The sequence below is a fragment of the Streptomyces antimicrobicus genome (genome assembly GCF_020532625.1).
Lineage (GTDB): Bacteria > Actinomycetota > Actinomycetes > Streptomycetales > Streptomycetaceae > Streptomyces > Streptomyces antimicrobicus.
Genome location: NZ_JAJAUY010000003.1, coordinates 105,180 through 119,227, shown reverse-complemented (window position 1 = coordinate 119,227; position 14,048 = coordinate 105,180). Strand labels below are relative to the sequence as shown.

13 protein-coding genes and 2 tRNA genes are annotated in these 14,048 nt (G+C 70.3%); 3 read left to right on the top strand and 12 right to left on the bottom strand.

Features of this window, described 5'->3' with window-relative positions; genetic code table 11:
* Positions 1-150: 150 nt before the first annotated feature.
* Positions 151-942: a DUF881 domain-containing protein gene (locus LG632_RS01745; RefSeq protein ID WP_226724509.1), complete on the bottom strand. Its 792-nt coding sequence runs from the start codon at positions 940-942 to the stop codon at positions 151-153.
* Positions 943-1,033: 91 nt separating this feature from the next.
* On the opposite strand from LG632_RS01745, the gene crgA reads away from it, so the two are divergent.
* Entirely contained in the window at positions 1,034-1,288 is a 255-nt protein-coding gene (crgA, locus tag LG632_RS01740; protein ID WP_226724508.1) for a cell division protein CrgA, read from the top strand.
* Between the two features lie 119 nt (positions 1,289-1,407).
* On the opposite strand, the gene LG632_RS01735 is transcribed toward crgA, so the two are convergent.
* Both LG632_RS01735 and LG632_RS01730 read right to left on the bottom strand, forming a co-directional pair.
* Entirely contained in the window at positions 1,408-2,130 is a 723-nt protein-coding gene (locus tag LG632_RS01735) for a rhomboid family intramembrane serine protease (protein ID WP_226724507.1), read from the bottom strand.
* Positions 2,131-2,146: 16 nt separating this feature from the next.
* Positions 2,147-2,674: a peptidylprolyl isomerase gene (locus LG632_RS01730; RefSeq protein WP_226724506.1), complete on the bottom strand. Its 528-nt coding sequence runs from the start codon at positions 2,672-2,674 to the stop codon at positions 2,147-2,149.
* A gap of 185 nt (positions 2,675-2,859) precedes the next feature.
* Between LG632_RS01730 and LG632_RS01725 the strand changes: the two genes are divergently transcribed.
* On the top strand, positions 2,860-3,552 hold the full coding sequence (locus LG632_RS01725) for a DUF5324 family protein (RefSeq protein WP_226724505.1): 693 nt from the start codon (positions 2,860-2,862) through the stop codon (positions 3,550-3,552).
* A 294-nt stretch (positions 3,553-3,846) separates the two neighbouring features.
* Here LG632_RS01725 and LG632_RS01720 read toward each other — a convergent pair.
* Positions 3,847-3,919: transfer RNA gene (locus LG632_RS01720), tRNA-Ala, on the bottom strand.
* A gap of 161 nt (positions 3,920-4,080) precedes the next feature.
* Here LG632_RS01720 and LG632_RS01715 point away from each other — a divergent pair.
* Positions 4,081-4,629 carry a helix-turn-helix domain-containing protein gene (locus LG632_RS01715; protein WP_226724504.1) on the top strand — a complete coding sequence of 183 codons (549 nt, stop codon included), beginning with the start codon at positions 4,081-4,083 and terminating at the stop codon, positions 4,627-4,629.
* Between the two features lie 570 nt (positions 4,630-5,199).
* On the opposite strand, the gene LG632_RS01710 is transcribed toward LG632_RS01715, so the two are convergent.
* From LG632_RS01710 to gnd, 8 genes are all read right to left on the bottom strand, one after another.
* The gene (locus tag LG632_RS01710; RefSeq protein WP_208809277.1) at positions 5,200-5,334 is read right to left on the bottom strand and encodes a DLW-39 family protein; all 135 of its coding nucleotides are present in this window, start codon (positions 5,332-5,334) and stop codon (positions 5,200-5,202) included.
* Between the two features lie 149 nt (positions 5,335-5,483).
* Positions 5,484-5,557: transfer RNA gene (locus LG632_RS01705), tRNA-Ile, on the bottom strand.
* Between the two features lie 70 nt (positions 5,558-5,627).
* Complete coding sequence (locus tag LG632_RS01700) at positions 5,628-6,239, bottom strand: DUF3566 domain-containing protein (RefSeq protein ID WP_226724503.1); 612 nt, start codon at positions 6,237-6,239, stop codon at positions 5,628-5,630.
* Between the two features lie 9 nt (positions 6,240-6,248).
* Entirely contained in the window at positions 6,249-8,858 is a 2,610-nt protein-coding gene (gyrA, locus tag LG632_RS01695; protein WP_226724502.1) for a DNA gyrase subunit A, read from the bottom strand.
* A gap of 43 nt (positions 8,859-8,901) precedes the next feature.
* A complete protein-coding gene (gene gyrB / locus LG632_RS01690; RefSeq protein WP_226724514.1) occupies positions 8,902-10,923 on the bottom strand; it encodes a DNA topoisomerase (ATP-hydrolyzing) subunit B in 2,022 nt (673 codons plus the stop codon).
* 468 nt (positions 10,924-11,391) lie between these two features.
* Complete coding sequence (locus tag LG632_RS01685; RefSeq protein ID WP_226724501.1) at positions 11,392-11,928, bottom strand: DciA family protein; 537 nt, start codon at positions 11,926-11,928, stop codon at positions 11,392-11,394.
* Positions 11,922-13,046, bottom strand: a complete 1,125-nt coding sequence (recF, locus tag LG632_RS01680; RefSeq protein ID WP_226724500.1) for a DNA replication/repair protein RecF — start codon at positions 13,044-13,046, stop codon at positions 11,922-11,924. Before recF ends, LG632_RS01685 begins: the two co-directional genes overlap by 7 nt.
* Positions 13,047-13,100: 54 nt before the next feature.
* Positions 13,101-13,976, bottom strand: a complete 876-nt coding sequence (gnd, locus tag LG632_RS01675) for a phosphogluconate dehydrogenase (NAD(+)-dependent, decarboxylating) (protein WP_226724499.1) — start codon at positions 13,974-13,976, stop codon at positions 13,101-13,103.
* Positions 13,977-14,048: the final 72 nt, after the last annotated feature.

The following is a 14,048-nucleotide window of genomic DNA, read 5'->3' as shown; positions in this document are numbered from 1 at the left end:
AGCCGCTCGCGTTCGGCGGCCGCCGCGCGGTCCGCCCGGACCCCGGTCCACAGCAGCAGGTACGCCACGAACAGCACGATCACGGTGCCCGCCGTCAGGCACACCTCGCTGAAGGTCCGCACCGCCAGCCGTACGGCGCGGGCCCGCCGCTCAGGGGCTGGGGCTGCTGCTCTCCACGGGCTTCGCATAGTGGAGGTCCACTGTGCCCGAGTACCCCGGCACAGTCACCGCCTTGTGCTCGTCGACTTTCCAGCCGAGCCCGTAGGCGTTGACGTAGAGCTGGTAGTTCTGGATCGCCGGGGAGGCCGCGAGGGCCTTCTTCAGCGCGGCCGGGTCGCCGACCGCCGTCACCTTGTACGGCGGCGAGTAGACCCGGCCCTGGAGGATCAAGGTGTTGCCCACGCAGCGCACGGCGCTGGTGGAGATCAGCCGCTGGTCCATGACCTGGATGCCGCGGGCGCCGCCCTGCCAGAGGGCGTTCACGACGGCCTGGAGGTCCTGCTGGTGGATCACCAGGTCGTTGGGCTGGGGCTCGGGCACGTTGGGGATGCGGGCGGTGGCGTTCGGCGGGGCGTCGTTGAGGGTGACGGTCAGGCCCTTGCCGGCCAGCTGCTCGGTGCCCGCGAGATCGCGCAGCGCGGCCAGCTTGGCGTCCTCGGCGCGGGTGCTGCCGTCGTCCCGGTCGGCCAGGGCGTCGACCTGGTGGCGGACGGTGGCGGTGCTGCGCTCCAGCTCGGCGTTGTTCTGGCTGCGCTCCAGGATCAGGTCCGACAACTTCAGCAGCGAGGTGTCGGTCCGGATGTTCGTACCCTTGGAGGTGTTGAAGCTCGTGACGAAGATGAGTCCGGCGAGCGCGAACACGCCCGCGGTCAGCAGTCGGGCCGGCCGCAGCGAAAGGCCCCGTCGACGGGGACCCACGGAGGAGTCGTCGGAATTGCTCAACGTACCCTTCTCCTTCGGCGCCACTGAACCACTACGCTAACGGACGCCCGGGGCAGGCAAGGTCCCCAGCGCATCGACAGGAGAGACCCTCGTGCCGAAGTCACGTATCCGCAAGAAGGACGACTACACCCCGCCGCCGTCCAGGCAGGCGCAGGCGATCAGGCTGACCAACCGCAGCTGGGTCGCACCGGTGATGTTGGCGCTCTTCTTCATCGGTCTTGCCTGGATTGTCGTCTTTTACGTGACCGACACCCAAATGCCGATCGAATCCCTCGGCAATTGGAACATCGTGGTCGGTTTCGGCTTCATCGCCGCCGGCTTCGGCGTCTCCACCCAGTGGAAGTAGGGCGCTCCGCGCCCACTTCTGCACATACTTATCCACAGCCCTGTCCACAGCTGAGGACAAAACTCAGAAGATCTGTGGATAAGTATGTGAGCGGCTTCCGGTTGACGCCGGTACGGTGATCAGGTGAGCTCGGCCGTCCGCATCAGGACGGCCGCCACCACCAGCACGAACACGGCGCCGCAGGCACCCCAGGCGGCCCCCGCGCCGGCCCGCCCCGATGCCGTTCCGGTCCGGAACATTCCCGCTCCGATCAGGACACCGGTGAGCAGCCCGCCCACATGGAGCTCCCAGGACACCGACCAGGCCCCCTCGCCGCCGCGCGGGAGGAAGCTCAGCAGCAGGAGCACCGCCACCAGCACGGCCACCGGCCGCAGGTCCTCGCGCGCCGCCCGCATCTGCACGACCAAGGCGCCCAGGAGCCCGAAGACGGCGCCGGAGGCGCCCAGCGTCGGCACGTTCGGCTCCGTCACCACGTACGCCAGCGCGCTCCCGCCCAGCCCCGAGAGCAGGTAGAGGGCCAGGAACCGGGCCCGGCCCAGCGCGGCCTCCAGCGGCCCGCCCAGGAACCACAGGCCGATCATGTTGCTCGCCAGGTGCCACCACTCCTGGTGCAGGAACACCGAGGTCAGCAGCCGGTGGTACTCCCCGGTGGCCACCCCGTGGACCGGGCCGCCGAGCGTCTCGGCGTAGCGGCCCAGCAACTCGCCCGGCCGCAGCAGGCCCGGCGCCGCCAGGACCGCGAGGAAGACGGCCGTGTTCAGCGCGACCAGGGCCTTGGTGACCAGGCGCGGGTCCCGCGCGGAGCGGGACCCGGTGTCCGGGGCGGCGGCGCCGCTGTCCATCGCGGAAGGGCCCGGATCAGCGCTTCTCGACGACCACGGACCGGATGACGACGTCCTCCAGCGGACGCTCGGTGCGCCGGTTGGTCGCGAGGCCGGCGATCTCGTCGACGACCTTGCGGCTGGCCGGGTCGGTGACCTCGCCGAAGATGGTGTGCTTGCGGGTGAGCCAGGCGGTCGGCGCGACGGTGATGAAGAACTGGGAGCCGTTGGTCCCGGGGCCCGCGTTGGCCATCGCCACCAGGTAGGGCTTGGTGAAGGCCAGGTCCGGGTGGAACTCGTCGGCGAACTCGTAGCCCGGACCGCCCGTGCCGTTGCCCAGCGGGTCACCGCCCTGGATCATGAATCCGCTGATGACCCGGTGGAAGACCGTGCCGTCGTAGAGCGGCTCGGTGGTCTTCTGCCCGTCCGTGGGCCGGGTCCATTCGCGCTCGCCCGTCGCCAGCTCCACGAAGTTGCGGACCGTCTTCGGCGCGTGGAACGGCAGAAGTTCGATCTCGATGTCGCCGTGGTTGGTCTTCAGAGTGGCGTAAAGCTTCTGGGCCACGAATCTGCCTTCCTCGTCATCACTGTCGGTCCCAGATCCTCGCACGGTGTGCTGCACCCCGGAGAAATCCAGGAGAAAACGGCCACCCGTATGCCCTGTCACGCATGCCGGTCGGCGCCCCGCCAGGCATGATCCGACAAAGGGTGGAAAGGTGAACTGTGTCCGCCACCGAGAAGGAGGATCCTGTGACCCCCAAGGACAGCGTGCGCGCGGCAGCGGAGAGTGCGAGGGAGACGGCGCGGCACGCAGCGGACGCGATGGCACCGTACGCGGGCAGCGTCAAGGGCGCCGCCGTGCACTACGCGCACGAGGCGAACGAGCGTCTCGCCCCGATGGTCGCCCACGCCGCGCACGAGGCGTCGCGGCAGGCGCGCACCGCGTACGACACCCATCTGCATCCCCGGATGAGGGCGGCGCGCGCGCACGTGCCGCCGAACGTCGACCATGCGGCGACCCGGGCGGCCTGCCGCACGCGTGAGGCGGTCCGGCATGCCGCCGCCGTCACGCAACCACGCCTGGAGCACGCTCTGGCCGTGGCCCAGCCGATGGCGGAGGAGGCCGCGTCCCGTTCGACGGCGGCCCTGGCGGCGCTGCGCGGCCAGGTCTCCGCGCACGAGGTCGAGAAGCTGATGCGCGGACGGGCGCGGCGCGCCCGGGCCGGTCGGGTGGTCAAGGGGATCGCCCTGGTCGGCCTGCTGGCCGGTGCGGCGTACCTGGCCTGGAGGTGGTGGGACCAGCAGTCCAACCCGGACTGGCTGGTGGAGCCCCCGGCGGCCACGGAGGTCCCGTCCCGGGACGCCGCCGAGTCGAACTTCGACGAGGAGCTGGCCGCCAAGGAACGCGAGGCGTCCAGCTCGGCGGACGACCAGCAGCAGTAAGGCCACCCCGGAGAAGAGCCCGGATCCGCGGCGGCGGTCCGGGCCCTTCGACGTGTCCGGGGCCCGGCGCGGGCGCGGGGCCCGGCGCGGGCGCGGGGCTCCCGGCGGGCGCGGCGGGCGGGGCCCGCGGTCGGCAGAGCCCGGCCGGCAGGCGGCGGGCCGGAGTGGGCGGCCCGGTGTTTCACGTGAAACACCCCCCGTCCGGGGCCGGTTCGCTGGTGACGGGCCCGGGCCAGAGAAATGAAAAACACCCCTCCTGGACGCGTTTCCGCAGGCCAGGAGGGGTGTTCACAGTGGAGCTTAGGGGAGTCGAACCCCTGACATCTGCCATGCAAAGACAGCGCTCTACCAACTGAGCTAAAGCCCCGAGAAGTGGACGTGACCGGCCCCTTCGAAGGGGTGGCCACTTCCGCAGACCAGAGTACCGGGTACACCCCCTCATCGAGCAAAATGATAGGGACTCCCGCCGTGCGACCACTCTCCGTAAGATGCTCGCGAGGTTCGCACCAGCGAAGGGGAGTACCAAGAGTGGACGCAGTTCAGCAAGAGGCCACGGCCAGAGCCAGAGAACTTCAGCGCAGCTGGTACGGGGAGCCGCTCGGGGCCCTCTTCCGCCGGCTCATAGATGATCTCGGACTGAACCAGGCCCGCCTCGCTGCCGTCCTCGGCCTGTCGGCGCCCATGCTGTCCCAGCTGATGAGCGGCCAGCGCGCCAAGATCGGCAACCCGGCCGTGGTCCAGCGCGTCCAGGCCCTCCAGGAGCTCGCCGGCCAGGTCGCCGACGGCAGCGTCAGCGCCGCGGAGGCCACCGACCGGATGGACGAGATCAAGAAGACCCAGGGGGGTTCCGTCCTCAGCAACAACGGCCAGCCGGCCACGAGTTCGGGGGCGCCCACGGTCAAGCGCGTGGTCCGTGAGATCCAGTCCCTGCTGCGGTCGGTCGCCGCGGCCGGCGACATCATCGACGCGGCGGACACCCTCGCTCCCACCCACCCGGAACTCGCCGAGTTCCTCCGGGTCTACGGGGCGGGCCGCACCGCCGAAGCGGTGGCCCACTACGAGGCCCACCAGAACTGACCGCGGACCGGGGGGAAACGGGGGAACGGCCTCCCGCACGCTGCTGCATCTCGTACGGGAACAGGCCCTTCGGATCGACCACCCGCACGTGCCGGCCCCGGCCGGCCGGGCGGCGGACGACGACAAGGTCCTGTTCACCATGGACGGGTCGCCGGGCCTCGCCGGGCGGCTCACCGAGACCGACCACGGGGTGGGCACGCCCCGTTGAACCGCCCTCGGAGCAACTGGCGCACAAGCTCCCGGACTTCTGCGCCGCCCCTTCGCCGTCGGCCTGCTGGGGCACTACCGCACCCCGGCCGCGCCCGGGCCCCTCGAAAGCGCCCCGCGCCCCTGTGGGACGTCGCGGCGAACCTGCCGCTCCCGAACCCCGCCGCTTCGCTTCCGCACCGCCACCGGGGCGCACAAGGCCCTCGCCGAGGCCGTCCGAACGCCGCCCCGGCCCCTTCCCTCCTCGGCCGCACCGCGTCGGCCGGGTCCGGCCCCCGATCCGCCCTGCCGACGGCGTCCGCGCAGCACGAAGCCCCGGCCGCTACGGCAGCCGGGGCTTCGTCACACTCGGAGCTTTCGGTCTCACACACCGGAACCCGAGGGCACGGAGTCGGTGGCCTCCGTCCACAGGTCCTGCTCGGCGCGGTCCGCCTGGATCTGGCGGTACACGAGGAGCCCGCCGATGGCGGCCAGTGCGACCAGGAGAAGCTTCTTCACCGCGCGACCTCGTCTTTCGTTGACGTAGGGGACTTCTGGGGCCCAACAATACACACCGATCGATACCGTTCGGTTATCTGGGATCGACCTGTAAGGACCAACGGAAACGGCCCGGCGGAAGTTCCTCCGCCGGGCCGTGACCTGTGCTGTGGGGCTAACAGGATTTGAACCTGTGGCCTCATCCTTATCAGGGATGCGCTCTAACCAACTGAGCTATAGCCCCGCCGCGCTGCGCGCTGACTCCTGAAGGTTAGCGCACAGACCCGGGAGTTCCCAAATCGCAGGTCACGGGGCTACTCGTCCTCGGCGAGGGTGAGCTCCACACCGCCGACGAAGCCCGCCGACAGGTTGTAGATGAACGCCCCCAGCGTGGCCAGGGCCGTCGCCAGGACCACGTCGATGACCGCGATCACCGACGTGAAGATCAGCACGCGCGGCAGCGAAAGGAACGACTGCAGGTCGAAGCCGTTGGACTCGTTGGAGCCGGTCGCCTCGCTGATGGTGCCGCCGACGGTCTCGAAGACCCCCATGGCGTCCATGACCATCCACAGCACCGCCGCCGCCACGATGGTGCAGATGCCCAGCGCGATCGACAGCAGGAAGCTGACCTTCATCACCGACCACGGGTCGGCCTTGGCCACCCGCAGTCGGGCCTTGCGCGTCCGGGGCGCCGTACGGGCCGCCGGACGCGGCTGGCGCTGCGCCCCCGGCCCGGCCGGCGCCGCGTACGCCTGCGGCGGGTGGTAGGGCTGCGCGGCGTGCCGGTCCTGGCCGTCGTCCGTGCCCGGCTGCTGCACCCCTCGGGTGTCCGTCACCGTTGTCGTCGCCCCCTGGGAGTCCGCGGCGGGGCCACGGGCACCCTTCGCTCCAGTCTTGGCCGATCCGGCGCCCGTGGCTCCACTCACGCTGTGCTCCTACTGCTCCCCGGCCGAGGACTCCGTGCCCTCGGCGGCCTCGTTGGCCTGTCCCTCGACCTGTCCCTCGACCGCCTCGGGCTCGTCGCCCTCCTCGGCCTCCTGACCGGCCTCGGCGTTGCGGGCGATGCCGACGACGGCGTCCCGCTTGCCCAGGTTGATCAGCTGGACGCCCATGGTGTCACGGCCGGTCTCCCTGACTTCGTTGACTCGCGTACGGATCACACCACCGCCGAGGGTGATGGCGAGGATCTCGTCGCTCTCGTCCACGACCAGCGCACCGACCAGCGAGCCCCGGTCCTCCACGATCTTGGCGGCCTTGATGCCCAGACCGCCGCGGCCCTGGACCCGGTACTCGTCGACCGGCGTGCGCTTGGCGTAGCCGCCGTCGGTCGCGGTGAACACGAACGTACCCGGACGGACAACGCTCATGGACAGCAGTTCGTCACCCTCGCGGAAGCTCATGCCCTTCACACCGGAGGTGGCCCGGCCCATCGGGCGCAGCGCGTCGTCGGTCGCGGTGAAGCGGATCGACTGCGCCTTCTTGCTGATGAGCAGCAGGTCGTCCTCGGCGGACACCAGCTCGGCGCCGATCAGCTCGTCGTCGCTGCCGTCCTCCCGCTCGCGCAGGTTGATGGCGATGACGCCGCCCGACCGGGGCGAGTCGTAGTCCTTCAGCGCGGTCTTCTTCACCAGACCCGCCTTGGTGGCCAGGATCAGGTACGGGGCCGCCTCGTAGTCGCGGATCGCCAGGATCTCGGCGATCTGCTCGTCCGGCTGGAAGGCCAGCAGGTTGGCCACGTGCTGACCGCGGGCGTCGCGGCCGGCGTCGGGCAGCTCGTAGGCCTTGGCCCGGTAGACCCGGCCCTTGTTGGTGAAGAACAGCAGCCAGTGGTGGGTGGTGGAGACGAAGAAGTGGTCGACGATGTCGTCTTCCTTCAGCTTCGTGCCGCGCACGCCCTTGCCGCCGCGCCGCTGGGAGCGGTAGTCGTCGGTCTTGGTGCGCTTGACGTAGCCGCCGCGGGTGATCGTGACGACGATGTCCTCTTCGGCGATCAGGTCCTCGATGGACATGTCACCGTCGAACGGCACCAGCTTCGAGCGCCGGTCGTCGCCGAACTTCTCGACGATCGCCGCCAGCTCCTCGCTGACGATGGCGCGCTGCTTCTCCGGCGAGGCCAGGATCGCGTTGTACTCGTTGATCTTCGCCTGGAGCTCGTCGTGCTCGGCGACGATCTTCTGCCGCTCCAGGGCCGCCAGGCGGCGGAGCTGCATCTCCAGGATCGCGTTGGCCTGGATCTCGTCGATCTGCAGCAGGCCCATCAGGCCCTCGCGGGCGACCTCGACGGTCTCGCTGCGCCGGATGAGCGCGATGACCTCGTCGATCGCGTCCAGCGCCTTGAGCAGACCGCGCAGGATGTGGGCCCGCTCCTCGGCCTTGCGCAGGCGGAACCTGGTGCGCCGGACGATGACCTCGATCTGGTGGTGCACCCAGTGGCGGATGAACGCGTCCAGCGAGAGCGTGCGCGGTACGCCGTCCACCAGCGCGAGCATGTTCGCGCCGAAGTTCGTCTGGAGGTCGGTGTGCTTGTACAGGTTGTTCAGCACGACCTTGGCGACGGCGTCCCGCTTGAGGACGATCACCAGGCGCTGGCCCGTACGGGAGGAGGTCTCGTCGCGGACGTCGGCGATGCCGCCGATCTTGCCGTCCTTGACCAGGTCGGCGATCTTCTGCGCGAGGTTGTCCGGGTTGACCTGGTAAGGAAGCTCCGTGACCACCAGGCACTGGCGGTTCTGGATCTCCTCGACCTCGACCACCGCGCGCATCGTGATGGAGCCGCGGCCGGTGCGGTAGGCCTCCTCGATGCCCTTCTTGCCCACCACCAGCGCGCCGGTGGGGAAGTCCGGGCCCTTGATCCGCTCGATCAGCGCGTCCAGCAGGTCCTCGTGCGAGGCGTCCGGGTTGGCCAGGTACCACTGGGCGCCCTCGGCGACCTCGCGGAGGTTGTGCGGCGGGATGTTGGTGGCCATGCCGACCGCGATGCCGGCGGAGCCGTTGACGAGCAGGTTCGGGAAGCGCGCCGGCAGGACCGTCGGCTCCTGGTTGCGGCCGTCGTAGTTGTCCGTGAAGTCGACGGTCTCCTCGTCGATGTCGCGGACCATCTCCATCGACAGCGGCGCCATCTTGCACTCGGTGTAGCGCATGGCGGCGGCCGGGTCGTTGCCCGGGGAGCCGAAGTTGCCGTTGGAGTCGACCAGCGGCATCCGCATCGACCACGGCTGGGCGAGGCGCACCAGGGCGTCGTAGATGGAGGAGTCGCCGTGCGGGTGGTACGTACCCATGACGTCGCCGACGACGCGGGCGCACTTGTAGAAGCCCTTCTCGGGCCGGTACCCGCCGTCGTACATCGCGTACAGCACACGGCGGTGGACCGGCTTGAGGCCGTCGCGGACGTCGGGCAGCGCGCGGGAGACGATGACGGACATCGCGTAGTCGAGGTAGGAGCGCTGCATCTCCGTCTCGAGCCCGACGGGCTCGATCCGCAGCTGCTGCTCCTCCTCGGCGGGCTCGGCGGCTTCGGTCGTGGTGGGGGTGTTCTCGTCGGCCATTGCTGGTCTTCAAGTCCTTTCAGGCGGTCAGCGACGGACCGACTCAGATGTCGAGGAAGCGGACGTCCTTGGCGTTGCGCTGGATGAAGGAGCGCCGGGCCTCGACGTCCTCACCCATCAGCACCGAGAACAGGTCGTCGGCCTGGGCCGCGTCGTCCAGCGTGACCTGGCCGAGCACGCGGTGGTCCACGTCCATCGTGGTGACGCGCAGCTCCTCGGCGTTCATCTCGCCCAGACCCTTGAAGCGCTGGATCGAGTCTTCCTTGATCCGCTTGCCGTTCTGCTTGCCGAGCTCGACGAGCGCGTCGCGCTCGCGGTCCGAGTACGCGTACTCGAAGTCGTCGCGACCCCACTTGATCTTGTACAGCGGCGGCCGGGACAGGTAGACGTGTCCCGCCTCGACCAGCGGGCGCATGAAGCGGAAGAGGAACGTCAGCAGCAGCGTGTTGATGTGCTGGCCGTCGACGTCGGCGTCCGCCATCAGGATGATCTTGTGGTAGCGGAGCTTCTCGATGTCGAAGTCCTCGTGCACACCGGTGCCGAAGGCGCTGATCAGCGCCTGGATCTCGGTGTTCTGGAGGATCTTGTCGATGCGCGCCTTCTCGACGTTCAGGATCTTGCCGCGGATCGGCAGGATGGCCTGGTACATCGGGTTGCGGCCGGACTTGGCCGAGCCGCCGGCGGAGTCACCCTCGACGATGAAGATCTCGCACTTGGCCGGGTCGTTCGACTGGCAGTCGGACAGCTTGCCCGGCAGGGACGCGCTCTCCAGCAGGCCCTTGCGGCGGGTCAGGTCGCGCGCCTTGCGGGCCGCGACGCGGGCCGTGGCCGCCTGGATGGCCTTGCGGACGATGTCCGCGGCCTCGTTGGGGTTGCGGTCGAACCAGTCGGACAGGTGCTCGTGGGCCACCTTCTGCACGAAGGTCTTGGCCTCCGTGTTGCCCAGCTTGTCCTTGGTCTGGCCCTCGAACTGCGGCTCGGCCAGCTTGACCGAGATGATCGCGGTCAGGCCCTCGCGGATGTCGTCACCGGTGAGGTTGTCGTCCTTCTCGCGCAGCAGCTTCTTCTCGCGCGCGTACTTGTTCACCAGACCCGTCAGCGCGGCGCGGAAGCCCTCCTCGTGGGTACCGCCGCCGTGCGTGTGGATGGTGTTGGCGAAGGAGTAGACACCCTCGGTGTACTGGGAGTTCCACTGCATCGCCAGCTCGACCGAGAGCATCCGCTCCTTGTCCTCGGCCTCGATGCCGATGACGGTGGGGTGGATGAGCTCGCCCTTGCGCGAGTTCAGGTACTTCACGAAGTCGACGATGCCGCCCTCGTAGTGGTACGTGACGGTGCGCGCCTGCTGCTCCTCGGCCTCCGCGTCGGGGTCGTCCGCACCGACCGTGGCCTTGGCCGACTCGCGCTCGTCGGTCAGGACGATGGTCAGGCCCTTGTTGAGGAAGGCCATCTCCTGGAAGCGGCGCGAGAGCGTCTCGAACGAGTACTCGGTCGTCTCGAAGATGTCGCCGTCGGCCCAGAACGTCACGGACGTGCCGGTCTCGTCGGTCGGCTCGTTGCGGGCGAGGGCCGCGGTGGGCTCGCCCATCTTGTAGTCCTGGGTCCAGCGGTAGCCGTCGGTCTTGATCTCGACGGAGACCTTGCTGGACAGGGCGTTCACGACGGAGACGCCCACGCCGTGCAGACCGCCGGAGACGGCGTAGCCGCCGCCGCCGAACTTGCCGCCCGCGTGCAGGACCGTCAGCACGACCTCGACGGCGGGCTTGCCCTGCGCGGGGACGATGCCGACGGGGATGCCTCGGCCGTTGTCCACCACGCGCACGCCGCCGTCGGCGAGGATCGTGACGTCGATCTTGTCCGCGTGGCCGGCCAGCGCCTCGTCCACCGCGTTGTCGACGACCTCGTACACCAGGTGGTGCAGGCCGCGCTCACCGGTGGATCCGATGTACATGCCGGGCCGCTTGCGGACCGCCTCCAGGCCTTCCAGGACCTGGATCGCACTTGCGTCGTAGTTGTTCTGGTTGGAGTCGCCGGAATCGGCCACGAAGCGCCCTTTCTGGCACAGCGCAGACCGTCAATCCCAGGCGGCGCGAGTGGCCCGGCGGGAACGGCTGCGTCGATCTGCGTTGTCGGTGTTGCTCGGCGATCCCGCAAGCGGGCGGGACTTACCACCAGTCTACCGGTAGCGCTGACATGAATGGGGGTTTGCCGGTACCTGAGTCCGCATGTGCCGCCCTGAACCTCCCTCTCCCGACTCCCCATATTCAGGACGGGGCTCCAAGAGGCTCACGCGGGCATTGAGCGCTTCGGCCTGTCAACCTCCGGCTACCGTGAGGGACACCACTGGCCGGAAGGCGACGGGAGGGCTCCGAAGCCCGCCCCGGCGGGGGCCGCGACCGGCGCCGGGCGGGGCCGCGGGCCGGGCCCACCGGGACAGCGAACGAGCCCACGGTGGGGGCCGGGCCCACCGGGGAAGGGGCGGGGGCCCACCGGCGGCGGTGCCCCGGGTCCAGTGCCGTCGGCCGCGGGTGCGTCAGCCCCAGGTGTCACCCGGGCCCGAGCTGCCCGGGGCGCGCAGCGGCCCGTACCGGCGCGGCCGGCCGCCCGGCCCCTGCACCTTGATCAGCCGTACGGTGCCCTGGCCCAGCTCCTTGTTCAGCCGGGCCACCAGCTGCGGGGCGAGCAGCTTCAGCTGCGCCGCCCACGCCGACGAATCGCACCGCACCACGAGCTCACGGTCCTCGTAGCGCTCCGGTTCGCAGTGCGCGGCGATCTCCGGCCCCACGATCTGCGGCCAGCGCTCCATCACGCCCGCGTCCGCGAGCGGCATCTCCCAGCCCCGCTCGGTGCGCAGCCGCTCCAGCGCCGCCATGAGCGGCATCGGGTCGCGGGCGTCGGCCCGGGCCCCCGAGCGCAGCCCCGGATGCTGCGCGCGCTTCTTCCCGCCCGCGCCGGCCGCCAGGCCCCGGGCGCGGGCCTGCTCCCGGGCCGCCGCCAGCGCCTGGCGCGCCAGGTCCACGCCCGAGGGCTCGGGCGCCTTGCGCGGCTCGCCCTCGTCGCCCTTCACCATCGGGTCACCTCACCACCGGACACCCCGAACCGGGCGCCCGCCAGCACCCCCGGCACGTCGTCGTCCACCGCGGCCGTCACCAGCACCTGCTCGCCCCCGGCCACCAGCTCCGCCAGCCGCTCCCGGCGCCGCGCGTCCAGCTCGGCGAAGACGTCGTCCAGGATCAGCACCGGCTCGGCGCCCTCCGTGCGCAGCAGCTCGTACGAGGCCAGCCGCAGCGCCAGCGCGTACGACCAGGACTCGCCGTGGCTCGCGTACCCCTTGGCCGGCAGCTCCCCGAGCCCCAGCAGCACGTCGTCGCGGTGCGGCCCGACCAGCGTCACGCCCCGCTCGATCTCCTGCTTGCGCGCCTCGCCCAGCGCCCCGAGCAGCGCCTCGTAGAGCTCCTCGCGGCTGACCGCCCCGGCCGCGGACGCGCTCCCCCTGTACGTCAGCCCGATCGGTCCGCCGCCCGGCGCCAGCTGCTCGTACGCCTTGTCGGCGAGCGGCTCCAGGGTCCTGAGCAGGTCCAGCCGCTGCGCCAGCAGCTCCGCGCCGGCCCGGGCCAGGTGCTGGTCCCACACGTCCAGTGTGGACAGGTCCATGGACCTGCCGCCGTGCCGGCGGGCCATCGCCGCCGACTTCAGCAGGGTGTTGCGCTGCTTGAGCACCCGCTCGTAGTCCGAGCGCACGCCCGCCATCCGCGGCGTGCGCGCCGTGATCAGCTCGTCCAGGAACCGCCGGCGTTCCCCGGGGTCGCCCTTGACCAGCGCCAGGTCCTCCGGCGCGAACAGCACCGTGCGGACGATGCCCAGTACGTCACGCGGCCTGACCTGCGAGGACCGGTTGATCCGGGCCCGGTTGGCCCGGCCCGGGTTCAGCTCCAACTCCACGAGCTGCTGGCGTTCGCCCTGGGTGACGGCCGCCCGGACGACGGCGCGGTCGGCGCCCATGCGCACCAGCGGGGCGTCCGAGGACACCCGGTGGCTGCCCAGCGTGGCCAGATAGCCGACCGCCTCGACGAGGTTGGTCTTGCCCTGGCCGTTGGGCCCGACGAAGGCCGTGACGCCCGGGTCGAGCGGTACCTCGGCCCGGGCGTACGAGCGGAAGTCGGCCAACGACAGATGCGTGACGTGCATGACGGACGCCGACCTCCCCCGGCCCTACGAACTGCTCTGCTGCTTCTTGCTGGGTTACTTGGTCTCGACCGCGTGGCCGCCGAACTGGTTGCGCAGCGCGGCGATCATCTTCATCTGCGGCGAGTCGTCCTGGCGCGAGGCGAACCGCGCGAACAGCGAGGCGGTGATCGCCGGCAGCGGCACGGCGTGGTCGATCGCGGCCTCCACCGTCCAGCGGCCCTCGCCCGAGTCCTGCGCGTAGCCCTTGAGCTTGTCCAGGTGCTCGTCCTCGTCCAGCGCGTTGACCGCCAGGTCCAGCAGCCAGGAACGGATGACCGTGCCCTCCTGCCAGGACCGGAAGACCTCGCGCACGTCGGTGACCGAGTCCACCTTCTCCAGCAGCTCCCAGCCCTCGGCGTAGGCCTGCATCATGGCGTACTCGATGCCGTTGTGGACCATCTTGGCGAAGTGGCCCGCGCCCACCTTGCCGGCGTGCACGGAGCCGAAGTCGCCCTCCGGCTTCAGCGCGTCGAAGATCGGCTGGACCGCCGCCACGTGCTCCTTGTCACCGCCGTACATGAGCGCGTAGCCGTTCTCCAGGCCCCACACACCGCCGGAGACGCCGCAGTCGACGAAGCCGATCCCCTTGGCCGCGAGCTCGGCGGCGTGCTTCTCGTCGTCGGTCCAGCGGGAGTTGCCGCCGTCCACGACGACGTCGCCCGGGGAGAGCAGGTCCGCCAGCTCGTCGATGGTGGACTGGGTCGGCGCGCCGGCCGGGACCATCACCCACACCACGCGCGGCGCCTGGAGGTTGTCCACAAGCTCCGACAGGCTGTGGACGTCGGCGACGTCCGGGTTGCGGTCGTATCCGATGACGGTGTGGCCTGCGCGGCGGATGCGCTCGCGCATGTTGCCGCCCATCTTGCCGAGACCGACGAGACCGAGCTCCATCAGGTGGTTCCTTAAGCGTTGTGGCGAAACTTCGTGGCGGTACTTCCGGTACTTCCCGGTCCGAGCCTACGC

Coding starts and splice junctions, on each gene's coding strand:
- LG632_RS01735 (WP_226724507.1), bottom strand. CDS start 2,130: ATGGACAGCGGCGCCGCCGCCCCGGACACCGGGTCCCGCTCCGCGCGG.
- gyrA (WP_226724502.1), bottom strand. CDS start 8,858: ATGGCCGACGAGAACACCCCCACCACGACCGAAGCCGCCGAGCCCGCC.
- LG632_RS01685 (WP_226724501.1), bottom strand. CDS start 11,928: ATGGTGAAGGGCGACGAGGGCGAGCCGCGCAAGGCGCCCGAGCCCTCG.
- recF (WP_226724500.1), bottom strand. CDS start 13,046: ATGCACGTCACGCATCTGTCGTTGGCCGACTTCCGCTCGTACGCCCGG.
- gnd (WP_226724499.1), bottom strand. CDS start 13,976: ATGGAGCTCGGTCTCGTCGGTCTCGGCAAGATGGGCGGCAACATGCGC.